The 13,247-nt window shown below is 71.2% G+C and carries 11 protein-coding genes; 1 reads left to right on the top strand and 10 read right to left on the bottom strand.

The window, feature by feature from the left end:
• Window positions 1–25: 25 nt before the first annotated feature.
• From Q1V88_RS03765 to Q1V88_RS03750, 4 genes are read right to left on the bottom strand one after another with little or no spacing between them, the layout of a single operon-like run.
• Window positions 26–2,923, bottom strand: coding sequence for a branched-chain amino acid ABC transporter permease/ATP-binding protein (locus Q1V88_RS03765; protein WP_300678073.1), 2,898 nt, complete (start codon window positions 2,921–2,923; stop codon window positions 26–28).
• Window positions 2,923–3,723, bottom strand: a complete 801-nt coding sequence (locus tag Q1V88_RS03760; protein ID WP_300678070.1) for an ABC transporter ATP-binding protein — start codon at window positions 3,721–3,723, stop codon at window positions 2,923–2,925. The genes Q1V88_RS03765 and Q1V88_RS03760 overlap by 1 nt, the downstream gene beginning before the upstream one ends.
• Complete coding sequence (locus Q1V88_RS03755) at window positions 3,713–5,089, bottom strand: ABC transporter substrate-binding protein (protein ID WP_300678067.1); 1,377 nt, start codon at window positions 5,087–5,089, stop codon at window positions 3,713–3,715. The genes Q1V88_RS03760 and Q1V88_RS03755 overlap by 11 nt, the downstream gene beginning before the upstream one ends.
• Before the next feature lie 58 nt (window positions 5,090–5,147).
• Window positions 5,148–7,094, bottom strand: a complete 1,947-nt coding sequence (locus Q1V88_RS03750; protein WP_300678065.1) for a hypothetical protein — start codon at window positions 7,092–7,094, stop codon at window positions 5,148–5,150.
• 64 nt (window positions 7,095–7,158) lie between these two features.
• Here Q1V88_RS03750 and Q1V88_RS03745 point away from each other — a divergent pair, with 64 nt between their 5' ends.
• Window positions 7,159–7,815 carry a class E sortase gene (locus Q1V88_RS03745; RefSeq protein ID WP_300678063.1) on the top strand — a complete coding sequence of 219 codons (657 nt, stop codon included), beginning with the start codon at window positions 7,159–7,161 and terminating at the stop codon, window positions 7,813–7,815.
• Between the two features lie 108 nt (window positions 7,816–7,923).
• Here Q1V88_RS03745 and Q1V88_RS03740 read toward each other — a convergent pair whose 3' ends face one another.
• The 6 genes from Q1V88_RS03740 to Q1V88_RS03715 are packed head-to-tail and all read right to left on the bottom strand — an operon-like array spanning window position 7,924 to window position 13,243.
• Window positions 7,924–8,742, bottom strand: a complete 819-nt coding sequence (locus tag Q1V88_RS03740) for a hypothetical protein (protein WP_300678060.1) — start codon at window positions 8,740–8,742, stop codon at window positions 7,924–7,926.
• Complete coding sequence (locus tag Q1V88_RS03735; protein ID WP_300678057.1) at window positions 8,739–9,416, bottom strand: hypothetical protein; 678 nt, start codon at window positions 9,414–9,416, stop codon at window positions 8,739–8,741. Before Q1V88_RS03735 ends, Q1V88_RS03740 begins: the two co-directional genes overlap by 4 nt.
• Window positions 9,416–10,279 (bottom strand): SDR family NAD(P)-dependent oxidoreductase, encoded by an 864-nt coding sequence (locus Q1V88_RS03730; protein ID WP_300678054.1) that lies wholly within the window; start codon window positions 10,277–10,279, stop codon window positions 9,416–9,418. Before Q1V88_RS03730 ends, Q1V88_RS03735 begins: the two co-directional genes overlap by 1 nt.
• Window positions 10,279–11,247 carry a hypothetical protein gene (locus tag Q1V88_RS03725; protein WP_300678052.1) on the bottom strand — a complete coding sequence of 323 codons (969 nt, stop codon included), beginning with the start codon at window positions 11,245–11,247 and terminating at the stop codon, window positions 10,279–10,281. The genes Q1V88_RS03730 and Q1V88_RS03725 overlap by 1 nt, the downstream gene beginning before the upstream one ends.
• Window positions 11,244–11,984, bottom strand: a complete 741-nt coding sequence (locus Q1V88_RS03720; RefSeq protein ID WP_300678049.1) for a hypothetical protein — start codon at window positions 11,982–11,984, stop codon at window positions 11,244–11,246. The genes Q1V88_RS03725 and Q1V88_RS03720 overlap by 4 nt, the downstream gene beginning before the upstream one ends.
• Complete coding sequence (locus Q1V88_RS03715) at window positions 11,981–13,243, bottom strand: aromatic ring-hydroxylating dioxygenase subunit alpha (protein WP_300678046.1); 1,263 nt, start codon at window positions 13,241–13,243, stop codon at window positions 11,981–11,983. Before Q1V88_RS03715 ends, Q1V88_RS03720 begins: the two co-directional genes overlap by 4 nt.
• Window positions 13,244–13,247: the final 4 nt, after the last annotated feature.

Raw genomic sequence — 13,247 nt, 5'->3', positions numbered from 1 at the left:
CAGTCGTCTCGCTCCGTCGTCTCGGTCATCGGGCCGGCACCGGGTCGCCGTCGATCACGGTGCTGTCGCTGCTCGTCACGCTGTCGCCGCTCACCGAGCCCTCGCCGCCGCACTGCTCGGCGACCAGCCGGGCACCGGAGCGGTGGATCGCGGCCTCGTCGGCACCGAGGTACGACGTCACCACCGCGGGATCGCTGCGGACCGCGTCCGGGGTGCCGCTGGCGATCACTCGGCCCAGGTTCATCGCGACCATCCGGTCGCACAGCCGCGACAGCAGCGGCAGGTCGTGCTCGATGATCACCATCGTGGTGCCGAGCTCGTCGCGGATCGCCAGCAGCAGGTCACCCAGCGCCTCGCTCTCGGACTGGGCGATGCCGGCCGAGGGCTCGTCGAGCAGCAGCACCCGCGGCTTGAGCGCGAGCATGCAGGCGATCTCGACCACCCGACGGGTGCCGGTGGAGAGCTCGCCGATGGTGTGCCGGGCGTACCGCGTCAGCCGCATCTGCTCCAGCAGCTCGTCGGCCGCCACAGCCTTGTCCCGTTCGGCCGAGCGCACCCCGAGGGCCGAGGTCCACAGCGGGGTCGGCTCGGCCGACTCCAGGGCGACCATCACCGTCTCGTGCACCGTCAGCGTCGGGAAGAGCGCCGCGTCCTGGAAGGAGCGGACGAGGCCCTCGCGGGCGCGCTGCTCCGGGGTCGCGCCGGTGACGTCGATGCCGTCGTAGACGATCCGGCCGGCATCGGGGTCGGTGAAGCCGGCCACGATCTCGAAGCAGGTGGTCTTGCCCGCACCGTTGGGCCCGATCACGCCGAGGATCTCCCCCGGCGCGACGTCGAAGCTGACCTGGTCGACGGCGATCACGCCACCGAAGCGGCGCCCGACACCCTGCACGCTGAGGATCGGGCCGTCGTCGGACAGCGCCGGCGGAGCGCTCGCGCCGAGCCGGTCGAGGCGGGGCCGGGCGCGCAGCGGCGACACGGAGTCGGTCGGGTCGTCGACGTCGCCGACACCGTGCCGCTCACGCAGCGGGTCGAGGCCGGCGCGGCGGGCGAGCCAGTCGTAGACCCGGTCGCGGAAGGCGATCAGGACGCCGCCGACACCGTCGGGCAGGAAGATCACGACCAGCAGCCAGGAGACCGCCAGCACCGCCTGACCGGCGGTGTTCATCCCGAACAGGCCGGGCAGGCCGACGATCAGCAGCGAGCCGACCAGGGGCCCGAGGGTGACGGTGAGGCCACCGATCACGGTGAGCGCGACGACGTCGATCGAGGCGTCGGCCGGGAACGAGTTGACCGTCAGCTGGGACTGGCCGTGGCCGATCACGATGCCACCGAGGCCGGCGAGCGCGCCGGAGACGGCGTACAGCTGCATGAAGCGCTGGCGGTGTCCGACGGTCAGCGCGCGGGCGGCGTGCTCGTTGTCCCGCAGTGCCTGCAGCACCCGGCCGAAACCGCCGTGGCGCAGGTTGTTGGTCACCCACACGCCCAGGCACAGCCCGATCACGGCGAAGTAGTAGTAGTCGACGGCGTAGGTCAGCGGGTTGCCCCACCAGGTCGGCTTGGCCGGGGCCAGGCCGTCACCGAGGAAGGCGCCCTGACGCAGCAGCCAGGAGGCGGTCGCCAGGGCGAACGCCAGCGTCGACACCGCCAGCGCCAGCCCCTTGAGCCGCATCGCGGGGATGCCGACCAGGATCGAGGCGACGGCGCCGGACAGGATGCCGCAGAGCAGGCCGAGCAGGAAGCTCCCGGTCGCCGAGGCGACGTGGATCGAGGCCGCGGCCGCGATCCCGGCGTAGGCGAACTGGCCGAGCGAGAGCTGGCCCGACAGGCCGGTCAGCAGCCCCACGCTGAGCCCGACCAGGGTGTAGCCGGCGACCTGGGTGAGCACCGAGGCGGTGTCGTTGCTGACCACCCGAGCCAGCCCGACGGCCACCACGACGCCGACGGCCACGCAGACCCGCGGCAGCCACACGATGCTGCGCACGGCGCGGTACGCCGGCGGCAGCGGCGGCAGCACCACGCGACGCCAGCGGCCCTTGTCCTGGCCCGCCCGGCCGAGGGCGGGCTGGCGCAGCAGCGCGATCACGATGATCACCGCGATCGCGACGGTCACCAGCCCCGACGTGTCGGGGTTGGAGAGCAGGATCTGCTCGATCACGCCGATGCCCAGCGAGGCGCCGATCGCGATCGGGATCGACGACATCCGGGCGATCACGGCCCCGACGAGTCCCTTGAGCAGCAGGTCCGGGCCGAGCCCCTCCATCCCGGAGCCGGCCGTGGTCGGGGTGACCAGGATCGCCGAGAACGCCGCGATGCCACCGGCGATCGCCCACGCCAGGGTCGCCATCCAGCGGGCCGGGATGCCCTCCAGGGCGGCGATCGCCGGGTCGTCGGCGGCCGCACGGATGGCGATGCCCATCCGGTGGTGGCGCAGGAACCAGCCCAGCAGGGCCATCAGCACCGGCGCCAGGATCAGCATCGCGACGTACGGCGTGCCGATCGGCAGGGACTGGATCTTGAAGGTCGGCAGTCCGGTGGGCTTGGGGAAGGTGAAGCCGCTGACCCCGTCGGAGTTCACCAGCAGCGCCATCACCAGGATCAGCTGGGACAGACCCAGCGTGGCGATCATCCCGACCATGCTGGGGCGTCCGTCGAGACGGCGTACGACCAGGATCTCGACGAAGGCCGAGAGCAGGCCGGCGATCACGATGGCGACCACGAAGGAGACCCAGTACGGCGCCCCCAGGTCGCCCACGAAGAGCGCGAGCATCGAGGCACCGAAGGCGCCCACCGAGCCGTGCGCGAAGTTCACGAACCGGCTGGAGCGGTAGACCAGCACCAGGCCCACGGCGAGCATGCCGTAGGTCAGACCGGTGAACAGGCCGATCACCAGCCGGTCCAGACCGACGTCGAAGCCGCCCATCACGCGCTCACCTCCTCGGCCCGGGCCGCAGCCGGTGCCGGTACGACAGCCTCGGGAGCCGACCTGTCGACGTGACCACCGAGCATCAGCGCCTGCACCCGCTCCGGGTCGGCGGCGAGCACGGAGGCCCGCTCCTCGGCGATGATCTCGCCCTTCTCCATCATGTAGACCCGATCGACGAGGGAGAGCGCGACGTTGACCGACTGCTCGACGAGCAGCACGGCGCTACCGCGCTGGTTGAGCCGTCGGACGAGCTCCATCAGCCCGCCCACGACCACGGGGGCCAGGCCGAGCGAGAACTCGTCGATCACGATCACCCGGGCGTCGACGACGATCGCCTTGGCCAGTGCGAGCATCTGACGTTCCCCGCCCGACAGCGTCGAAGCGGGCTGGTCGCGGCGGGCGTGCAGCCGCGGGAAGACCGCGAGCGCGGCCTCGCCGGCCTCCTTGGCCCAGCGCCGGTCGGGCGCACCGTAGGCGTGCATGGCGATGTTGTCGGCGACGGTCAGCGACGGGAACGTTGCCTGGCCGACCACCTGGCACAGGCCGTGCGCCACCCGCTTGCGCGGGGCGAGCGTGGTGACGTCGGTGCCGCCCAGGTGCACGGTGCCGGCGTCGGGGCGCAGCAGCCCGCCGATCACCTTGAGCAGGGTGGACTTGCCGACGCCGTTGGGGCCGAGCAGGGCGACCATCTCGCCGTCCTCGACGTGCAGGCTGGCGTCGAAGAGCGCCTGCACCGGGCCGTAGGAGGCGCGGATCCCGGCGCACGCCAGGGCGACGCCACTGGTGTCACTCCTCATCGAAAGGAACCTCCGGTCCGACGTAGACGAAGTGCCCCTTGGCCTCGTCGTACGTGAGTACGCGATAGGCGCCCGAGGCGGCGCGGCCACCCGCGCCGAGCCTGTTGCCGAAGCCGGACGCGGTCTGGAACTCGCTGCCGTGGGCGTCGATCGCTTGGGTCAGCGCGGCGGCGTTGAAGCCGGTGTCGGCGGCACGGTTGTCGGCGCCGAGCTTGAGCAGCAGGGTGGCGTCGCAGTAGGGCAGCGCGATCCGGGCCGCTTCGCGGGAGGCGAAGGTGATCCCGGCCGCCCGGTAGATCTCCAGGCACTGGGTCTCGGCCTTCCCGCTGGGGAAGGGGTCCTCGGAGTCGGGGATGTCCTGGGGCGGGTGGAACCCGATCCCGACCATCCCGTCCATCGTGCCGGCGGGGATGGTGTTGGGGTTGTTGACGAAGAACGTCGGGTTGTCGAAGCTCGAGATCGCGTAGCGCGGCGCGAAGCCGTCCTGGGTGGCCGCGACGCTGGCGAAGATGCTGGCCAGACGGGAGCCGCCGAGGAACATGATCCTGTCGATCTTCTTGCTGCGGAAGGTCACCGCAGCCTGGGTGAGGCCCTCGAACAGGGTGCCGGTGTCGGTGGTGTCGACCCAGGAGACCACCGGCGTGACGCCCGCCTTCTGCAGCAGCGGCACCGCCAGTCGCTCGATCGTGGAGCGGTTGAGCGGGGAGTCGGCGGCGACGAGGCCGACCGACTTCTGACCGCGGAAGAAGGCCTGCTGGCTGAGCACCTTCACGTAGGAGCGCACGAAGGCGTCGTACTCAGGGAAGCTCGCGGTCCACAGGTAGGGCGAGGCGTCGGCGAAGTAGTCCTGGCTCATCGCGTAGAGCGAGGCGTCGAGCACCATCGTCTGCCGCTCGGTGTAGCAGGGCCGCGCGTTGGTCTGGTACTGACCGGTCATGACCACGGCGAAGGCCTTGTCGTCCTGCGTGATCTTGTTGCACATCTGCTCCTCGGCCGCGGGCGAGTCGCTCTGCGCGTCGTAGAGCCGGTAGAGGGCCTCCATCTTCTTGCCGCCCAGGCCGCCGTGGGCGTTGACCCAGTCCTGGAGGGCCTGGACCTGGGCCCGCTGGTCGCCGACCGCGGCGGTGTTGAAGCCGGTGTACTTCTTCACCGCGTCCAGGTCGGTGGCGATGAAGTCGACCTTGACCGAGCCCGACGTCACGCCGGGTCCGTCAGGACCGGCGGCGGCGACATCGAGATCGACGGCGGCGTTGCCGCCCGGCAACCAGGTCCCCGCACCCGCCACGACCAGGGCCGCCACGACGCCGACGGCGCCGATCCGGATCTGTGCCGAGCGGTCTCGGGACCATCTCCTCTTGCTACGCACGATTCTCCCTCAGGTCAGGAGTCAAAAGAATATACGATATCTACCTTGTTGGGGAGAGTCAGACCCGAGAATCAGCACCCCGGCTCGCCCACCAGCGTTCGGCGGCGCGCAGGTCGACGATCGCGTCGCCGTCGGCGAGCGCGAGCGGGCGGACCGACCGGACGGTCCGCTTCGGCAGCAGCTCGGCCACCCACGGCACCACCCCGACGATCAACAGGGCCAGACCGATCGCGTCGAGGGTCAGCAGCCCCCACGGGAACGAGCTCCAGGCCAGGTCGAAGGTGCCCGAGGCGGCGTCGCCGACCTGGACCACGACGCGATAGGTCCCCAGCGCCGCCGAGGGCAGCTGGACCGGCACCGAGACGATCGCCCGACCGCCGACCGGCAGGTCGCTGATCGGTGCGGCGACCGGCATCGGGGTGACGTCGGACGAGCGCGCCACCGCGACCCTGATCATCGGCGCCGTGACCGCCGTGGTGCCGGTGTTGGTCACCACGAAGACCAGCGTCCGCGCCGGGGCGCCGCCGAAGAGGTCGCCCACCCCGGACTGGCCGTTGAGCCGAATGTCGGAGATCTCCAGGGTGCCGTCGACGTCGACGGTGCCGGTGACCTGCTGCACGGCGGCCGGCGTGGTCTGCGGGACCGTGGAGGTCGGCGTGGTGGTGATGCCGCCCGAGCTCGACGCCGTGGTCGTCCCCGAGCCGGTCGTGGTGCCACCGCCGGTGCTGGTCGTGGTGCCACCGTCGCCGGAGTCGTCGGCCTCGTCGGAGTCGTCGGAGTCGGTGGTCGTGGACCCGGAGCCGACCACCCCCGAGGTCAGGTAGATCGAGCCGATGTGGGTGCTCGCCCGGGCCTGGTCGGCCACCACCGAGACGGTGTCGGCGTCCTTGACCGTGTACGTCGCCGTGAACGTGCCCAACGCGTCAGGGCGGACCACGACGTCACTGTCACTGGTCTTCGAGGAGGCGCCGTTGGCACCCTGGTGGCCCTGGAGCACCACGTCGCGGCGCGGATCCCAGCCGGTGCCGGCGAAGGTGATCGCGGTGGAGGCGGCGTTGAGCTTCTCGCTCGCCACCATCGTCTGGGTGCCGAGCACCGTCAGGACCGTCGAGGCCTCGACGGCGGTGCCGTCGTTGACCCGCAGCGTCCCCGGTGCGGCCGGCACCGAGCCGGGCATCATGAAGCTGGCCGTCCCGGCGCCGTCGGCGTCGAGGGCTGCGACCCCGACGGTGGCACATGCGCCCGAGGTCGGGCAGGCCTGGAGCTCGGCGGCAGCACCCGAGGCGAAGCCGGTCAGAGCGACCGAGACGACGTCGGCGGGGCGGGCTGCGGTGGTGACCGCCTGGTCGGAGATCGCGGTGATCTCGACGACCGGGCCGTCCACGGCGGTGAACCGGGTGGTCAGGTCCGTGGCGGTCGGCGTCGTGGCCGGGTTCACGCCCGGCGAGGCGGCGGCACCGCTCTGGCCGTTGCAGGCCACCCGGAGGCCGGCCGCCGGTGCGTCGAAGTAGATCCCGACCAGACGGATCTCGTGGCTGCCGGAGCCGTCGATGAGCAGGTCGGCGTCGGCCTGGAGGCCGGTGACGGCCTGGCCTGCGGCGAGGGAGAACGGGACCTGGACGGCGCTCGGCGCCGCGGTGCCGTCGACGGAGAGCAGCACCGAGGCGGTGCCGTCGACGGCGGCGGTCGAGAGCACCGGCCCGTCGGTCACGGTGAGGGTGACATGGCGCTGGCTGCCGTCGGCGGTGGGGCCGCTGGAGACCAGCGCCACTCCCCCCTGCCCCGAGGGTGACCAGCGCCCCAACGCCGTCGAGACGTCACTGGTCGGCGGCGCCGTCAGGGCGGTGCCGCTGGGCGCATAGGACCAGCATCCGCCCGAGGGCTGGACGGCTGTCGCCGCCGACGCGCTCGACGCCCCGAATCCCACCTGCGCCGAGGCGCCCAGGACCAGCAGCGCCGCCATCGTGCGGCTGGTTGCCGTCGTTCGGATCGACCTGATCGCCACGTCGTCCTCCTCCTACCTCGAACGTCCTACTTCGCCCCGAATGAAGAGATGATATATTTTTTGTATGGAGAGCGCATCAGGTTCGTCACTCCGTTCCGCCATGCGGATGGTGGCCGCAGTGGCCCTCACCGCGGGCGTCCTGCTGCTGCTCCTGGTCGTGTATCTGCTGGTCTGGACCGGGCACCGCACCTCGGCCGCCCAGGCCGACCTGCGCACCTCGTTCCACGCGGCGACCACCTCCGGCAAGACCGCCGGCTCCGGCGGCGGGGTCGCGATCCTGACCGTCCCCGCGCTCGGGGCCCGCTGGCAGTGGGTGGTCGTCGAGGGCACCACCGACGCCGCCCTCGCGCTCGGCCCGGGCCACTTCACCGGTACCGCGCTGCCCGGCCAGATCGGCAACTTCGCCGTCGCCGGCCACCGCGCCACCCACGGCCAGCCGTTCGCCCACCTGGACAAGGTGCACCAGGGCGACCGGATCTACGTCGAGACCGCCGAGGGCTGGTTCACCTACGAGGTCACCTGGAACCGGATCGTCGCCGCCGACACCACCTCGATCGTGGCACCGGTGGCGGGTCACCCCGAGACCACCGCCACCCAGAGCACCCTCACCCTGGTCACCTGCCATCCGCGCTGGGGCTCGGCCGAGCGGCTCGTGGTCGGCGCCCGGCTGATCGAGAAGCGCGACGCCGCGGCCGGTCCCCCGGCCGGGGTCCGCGGCTGACGACGTACCCGCAGCACGACGGCCGGAGACGACACCACCCGCCCAGGTGGGGGATACCGGGCGGGTGGTGCCGTGCACAGCCCGGGTGGGCTGCGGAGCGGGGGCGACTCAGTGGTCGCGCAGCAGGCTTCCGTAGCCCTGCAGCTGGTCGGTGATGCCGTTGTCGCGCAGCGCCATCCACCAGGTGGCGGCGTTGATCGCGATCACCGGCTTGCCCAGCCAACGCTCGGCCTCGTCGGCGAGCTCGGTCATGCACAGGTTGGTGCCGCACTGCACGACCGCATCCACGTCGGGGCCGTCGACCTCGAGGATCGACTCGCGCAGGGCCTGCTCGCTGACGTGCGCGATCGAGACGGCGTCGGGGGCGTTGAGGCCCTTGATCCGTCCGACCTCGAAGCCGAGCTCGGTGAAGAACTTCCGCACGTTCGCATCTCCGATCGGCGTGTACGGCGTCACCACGCCGATCCGCCGAGCGCCGAAGAGATGCAGCGCCCGCTCACAAGCCTCGGCACCGGTGGCGACATCGAGACCGCCGGAGAGCTCCTTGATCTGGGCGACGAACTGGCGGTTGCCCTCGACCCCGTCCCAGAAGGTCTCGGCGCTCATCCCCATCACCAGGTAGTCGGGGCGCATCGTCATGATGCCCTCGACGCACTCGGCCATCGAGGCACGGATCTGGTCGAGCAGCGCCTCCATCCCGGCGTCGTCGCCGATCCGACCGTCGCGGATCAGGATCCGGCCGTAGTGCGAGGTCACGCCGGGCACCCGCATCATGTCGAACTCGGGCTGCACGATGGTGTTGGTGCTCGGCGCGATCACGCCGAACTTCCGCCGCCAGCCGAGCCGGTCGCGGGCACCGAAGACGGGCTCGGCGCCGGAGGCCACGGGGGTGGGCAGGACCGGCCGCAGCGGGGTGATCAGCGTCATCGGAGGGCTCCTTCGAGGCGGCGGGTGCCGGCGTGGCGGGGCGCGCGGGCCAGCAGCCGGAGCGCGCCGAGGACGAAGCAGAGCTGGACGGCGGAGTTGGTGATCTCCTCCATCCACTGCACCTGGGCCGACTGCTCGGGGCGGCCGGCCAGGGGCGGCAGCACCAGGGTGCCGACGATGTAGACGACGAAGAGCAGTGCGCCCCAGCGGTCGTCATGGTCGAGGGCGAGCTGTGTGCAGAGCACCCCGACCACGACGGCGCCGATCGCGGAGACGATCAGCAGCGGCCAGGTGTCCCAGACCGCGATCGAGGCCGCCGCACCGAGGATCGGCAGGCCGAGGAAGGGCCACCACGGCACCGTCGTCGTACGACGGCCGCCGACCAGGGCCCAGGCGATGCCGGCGAAGCCGAACGCCAGGCACGGGAACAGCATGTTCTCCAGGAACGGGTAGTTGCGGCACGGCTCGGCGGCGACCAGCAGCTTCCACACCGCCTTGGCCAGACCGCCCAGCGTCACGCACGCCCCGGCGACCAAGGCCCCGCGGCGCAGCGCCGGGAGCTGGCGGCCGGTCATCACGGCCAGCACGACGGTGCCGACCCCGGCCAGGATCACCGGGACGAAGTCGTAGGCGGCCAGGCCGAGGCTGTACTCGGTGCACGGGTCGACGGCCATCAGGACCGTCCGGCGGGCACGGCGGTGCCGTCGAGGTCGGCGAAGAGATCGCGCTTGCGGAACCCGGCGGTCATGAACCGACCGGCGGCCTTGCCGTTGGTCAGCCACGCCACCCGAGTCCCGGACTTGGTGGCCGCCAGGACCTTCTCGGCCAGGAACGGCGTCACCGTCTCGACGGTGTCGCCCAGGATGTTGAAGACCTTCTTGGCCTTGGCGAACCCCTCGGGGTTGCCGTCGTAGTCCCCCACCAGCAGGTCGGTGACGACGATGCCCGGGGAGAGGAAGCCGACCTTGACCTCGGCACCGGCAGCGCCGGTGGCCCCCTTGAGCTCCTTGACCAGCGACTCGGTCAGGTAGCGCACCGCCCGCTTGGAGGCGCCGTAGACGCCGATCCCGGCCTGGGTGCGACCGTCGGAGCCGAAGCCCTCCATGTTCCACACCCAGCCGCCGCCGGGCTGGGAGGCCATCGCGCCCGCGGCCACGGCACAGCCGTTGATCGCCCCGGCGACGTTGATCGCCATGATCGCGGCGACGTCGGCCTGGTCGGACTCGACGATCGGGGCCGTGCGCGAGGAGACCCCGGCGTTGTTGACCCAGACATCGACCCGCCCGTACGTCGCCACCGCGTGGTCCCACAGTGCCTGCACCGAGGCCCGATCGCTGACGTCGCAGGCCCGACCGGTGGCCCGGTCCCCGCCGCCGAGGGCGGTCAGACCTGCCTGCACCGAGGCCTCGGAGCGACCGCAGATCACGACCCGGGCGCCGCGGGCGAGGAACTCCCGGGCCAGGCCCAGGCCGATCCCGCGGGTGCCGCCGGTGACGACGACGACCCGGCCGGCAGCACCAACGGCGGTGCCGGCCATCAGCGCGGCTCCCACTGCAGGGAGCCGTGCACGAAGTGGGTGGTGGTCTCACCGCGCAGCAGCTGCCACACGATCGCCAGCTCCCGGGTGGTCGGGTCGATCAGGAACTCCCGGCCCCGGATCTTCTCCACCCCGGTGCCGTCGGCGCCCATCAGGTGCTGGGTGGTGAACAGCGCCCGACCGTAGGACGTGGCGTTGCCCCAGACCTCGGGACCCTCGTACATCGTGCGGGCGCCGTCGCGGTAGCGGTCGAAGGTGTACTCCCGCTCCAGGTCGCCGCGCCAGGTGATCGTGTGCCGCGCCGAGCGCAGCGAGGTCGGGGTGTGCTCGATGATGACCTCGACCGTGCCCTCGGTGACCTGGTCGGCGTCGTTCAGGAACAGCGTCCCGGTCCAGGCGCCGGCCTCCTTGGTGGGCAGCACCTGCGGGCGTGGACCGCGCTCCTTCTCCAGCTCGCGCCACTCGTCGACGTACGCCTGGGTGGCGGGGTTGGTCTCGCGGTCCAGGGTGCGCTTGTAGACACCGTTGAAGACGGCACACACGGCCCAGCCGTCGTGCAGCACCGAGGAGTAGACCTGGGTCTCACCGTCGGCGAGGACCTGGTTCCAGGTGCGCAGGTCGGCCTGCCAGCCCGGCGAGTAGTAGTTCGCCTCGACGAAGAGGCCGTAGGGCTGGCCGGTGCCGTAGAAGTCGGGGCCGGTGTAGACCCGGTTCTCGTCGGAGTCGACGACGCCGAAGTCGAACTGGGCACCGAGCTCGAAGCGGTTGCGCAGCGGACCGGCCCCCGAGAGCTTCGAGTCCATCCAGTAGCGCGCGCCCTGCTCGGTGACCTCCGAGGCCCGGGCGATGTACTCGAAGCCGACGTGGTTGCCGGTGGCGTCGAAGAGGCCGGGGATGCCGTGCCACTCCCCCTCGATCTTCTTCTGCCAGGCGCTGGTCTCGACGTCGGTGGTCGCCTCGGCGCTCACGCCGGCAGCTCGTTGCTGATCAGCTGGGCGCGGATGCCCTCGGCGACCGGCTCGGTGATCAGTCGGGAGATCTGGGCCCAGACCTTGTCCACGTCCGGGCTGAACAGCAGGGCGCGGTTGCGGGCGTCGCGGGCGGCCAGGTCGGTGTCGGCCAGGTCGGCGGTGACCTCGGCCGGGACATCGCCGTCGACCAGGGTGAGCCAGTGGTCCAGGTACGCCGTCACGATCGGGTCGAGCCGGCCGAAGGCGGCCTCGTCGGCCCGGCTGGCGAGCATCCACGACGACATCACGGTGAGCTGGCGCGGGTCGAGCTCGGCCTTCGAGAGCCCCTCGAGTGCGAGCGCCTCCTTGAAGGCGTCGGTCAGCGGGGTGTGCGCCCAGTCGTTGTAGACCATGTGGGTGCCGGCGTCGGCGCGCTGGATCAGGTCGAGGTGGAAGGCGAGGTGGCCGCCGGCCCCGACGGAGTCGAGGGTGAAGTGCGGCACCGGGGAGCCGTCGGGCATGAACGCGAACACCATGTGGCTGTCCAGGCCGATCTGGGGCACGACGATGCCGACGTACACGGCCTTGGCGATCTTCTCGCCGCTGAACAGGCGCACCGATCCGACCGGGTCGGGGCCCATCACGGAGCCGAGCACCTGGAACGGGCCGCCGTCGGCGCCGGTGATCTCGCTCAGGCTGCCGCGCTTGATCAGGTCGTCCAGGGTGCTGATGCAGAGGTTCTCGGGCAGGCTCATGCCGTCACTTCCTTCTCGTCCTTGGTCTCGCCCTGCGCACCGGCTGCGGCGGCGGGCGGGGTGGGGGTTGCGGGGTCGTCCATCACCAGGCGTCGTTCCTGGCGGGGCGGGAGCTCGTTGCGACCGGCGAGGATCTCGCGGCTGCGGGCCTCCTTGAAGTTCCAGGCGTTGGCCAGCTCCGGGGAGGCCTTGCGGGCCGGGGACGGGATCACGCGGGCCTCGACCCGGGCCGGGCCGTCGCCGACGATGGTGTTGTCCTCCACGCCCCAGCCGGCCTTGACCAGCTCGGCGCGGCGACGGCGGTACTTGACCGCGTTGTAGTCGCTCTTGACGTGCAGCTCGGCGGACAGGTCGAAGGGCAGCAGCTCGGGCCGGACCGCGTCGACGATGCTCTGGTCCTCACGCAGCACCTTGAAGATCCGGCGCTTGGCGTCGCGGTCGGCCCAGGCGCCCTTGAAGAACGAGCGCAGCGCGACGAACTTGACCAGGGTGGTCTCCTCGTCGATCGGGATGTTGACGTCGAAGATCTTCATCGGCCCCATCGGGGTGCCGATCTCGAGCAGGATCATGTTCGGCAGCCACCAGGTGGTGGAGACCGGGACCGGCGGCCGTTCGGCCAGGGCCTGCTTGTTCGGGTTGATCAGCCCCCACAGCCCCTTCGAGCGCGGCGGGTTGAGCTCGATCGACACCTTGCAGTGCCACTCGGACTCCTCGACCACGAAGTCGGGGACCTCCGGCTTCTCCTTGTTGCCGAAGACGCCGCCGTGCACGAACGGGGTGTGCGCGACGTCGACGCCGTTCTCCAGGATCCGCTCGTAGTTGGACTTCCACAGGAACTCACCGGTGACGGCACGGAAGTTCACGTCGTCGTCGATGATCGACCAGTCCGGGATCGGCGGGCGCTCCTCCTCAGGCAGGTCGCCCATGAAGACCCAGACGAACTTGTACTTCTCCTGCGTCGGGTAGCGGTCGACGCGGGCCTTCTTGGGCACCGGCTTGTCGGGGTGCGCGGGGATCTTCTGCACGACGCCCTCGGCGTCGTACTCCCAGCCGTGATACGGGCAGACCACGCAGTCGCCCTTGATCTCGCCGTCCGAGAGCGCCGCGCCGCGGTGCACGCACAGGTCCGACATCGCGACCACGGAGTTGTCCCGCTTGCGATAGAGCACCAGCTGCTGGCCCAGAAGCTTGACCTTCTTGAGCTCGCCGGCCTTGAGGTCGGAGCTGAACTCGACCGCGTACCAGAAGTTCTTGAACATGAGG

This window comes from Nocardioides sp. (assembly GCF_030150155.1).
Classification (GTDB): Bacteria; Actinomycetota; Actinomycetes; order Propionibacteriales; family Nocardioidaceae; genus Nocardioides.
This window is presented reverse-complemented; position numbering and strand designations above follow the sequence as displayed.

Bases quoted from the DNA above. Each gene is read 5' to 3' on its own strand.
- Q1V88_RS03740 (WP_300678060.1), bottom strand. From the start codon at position 8,742: ATGACGCTGATCACCCCGCTGCGGCCGGTCCTGCCCACCCCCGTGGCC.
- Q1V88_RS03735 (WP_300678057.1), bottom strand. From the start codon at position 9,416: ATGGCCGTCGACCCGTGCACCGAGTACAGCCTCGGCCTGGCCGCCTAC.
- Q1V88_RS03730 (WP_300678054.1), bottom strand. From the start codon at position 10,279: ATGGCCGGCACCGCCGTTGGTGCTGCCGGCCGGGTCGTCGTCGTCACC.
- Q1V88_RS03745 (WP_300678063.1), top strand. From the start codon at position 7,159: ATGGAGAGCGCATCAGGTTCGTCACTCCGTTCCGCCATGCGGATGGTG.
- Q1V88_RS03760 (WP_300678070.1), bottom strand. From the start codon at position 3,723: ATGAGGAGTGACACCAGTGGCGTCGCCCTGGCGTGCGCCGGGATCCGC.
- Q1V88_RS03765 (WP_300678073.1), bottom strand. From the start codon at position 2,923: ATGGGCGGCTTCGACGTCGGTCTGGACCGGCTGGTGATCGGCCTGTTC.
- Q1V88_RS03720 (WP_300678049.1), bottom strand. From the start codon at position 11,984: ATGAGCCTGCCCGAGAACCTCTGCATCAGCACCCTGGACGACCTGATC.
- Q1V88_RS03715 (WP_300678046.1), bottom strand. From the start codon at position 13,243: ATGTTCAAGAACTTCTGGTACGCGGTCGAGTTCAGCTCCGACCTCAAG.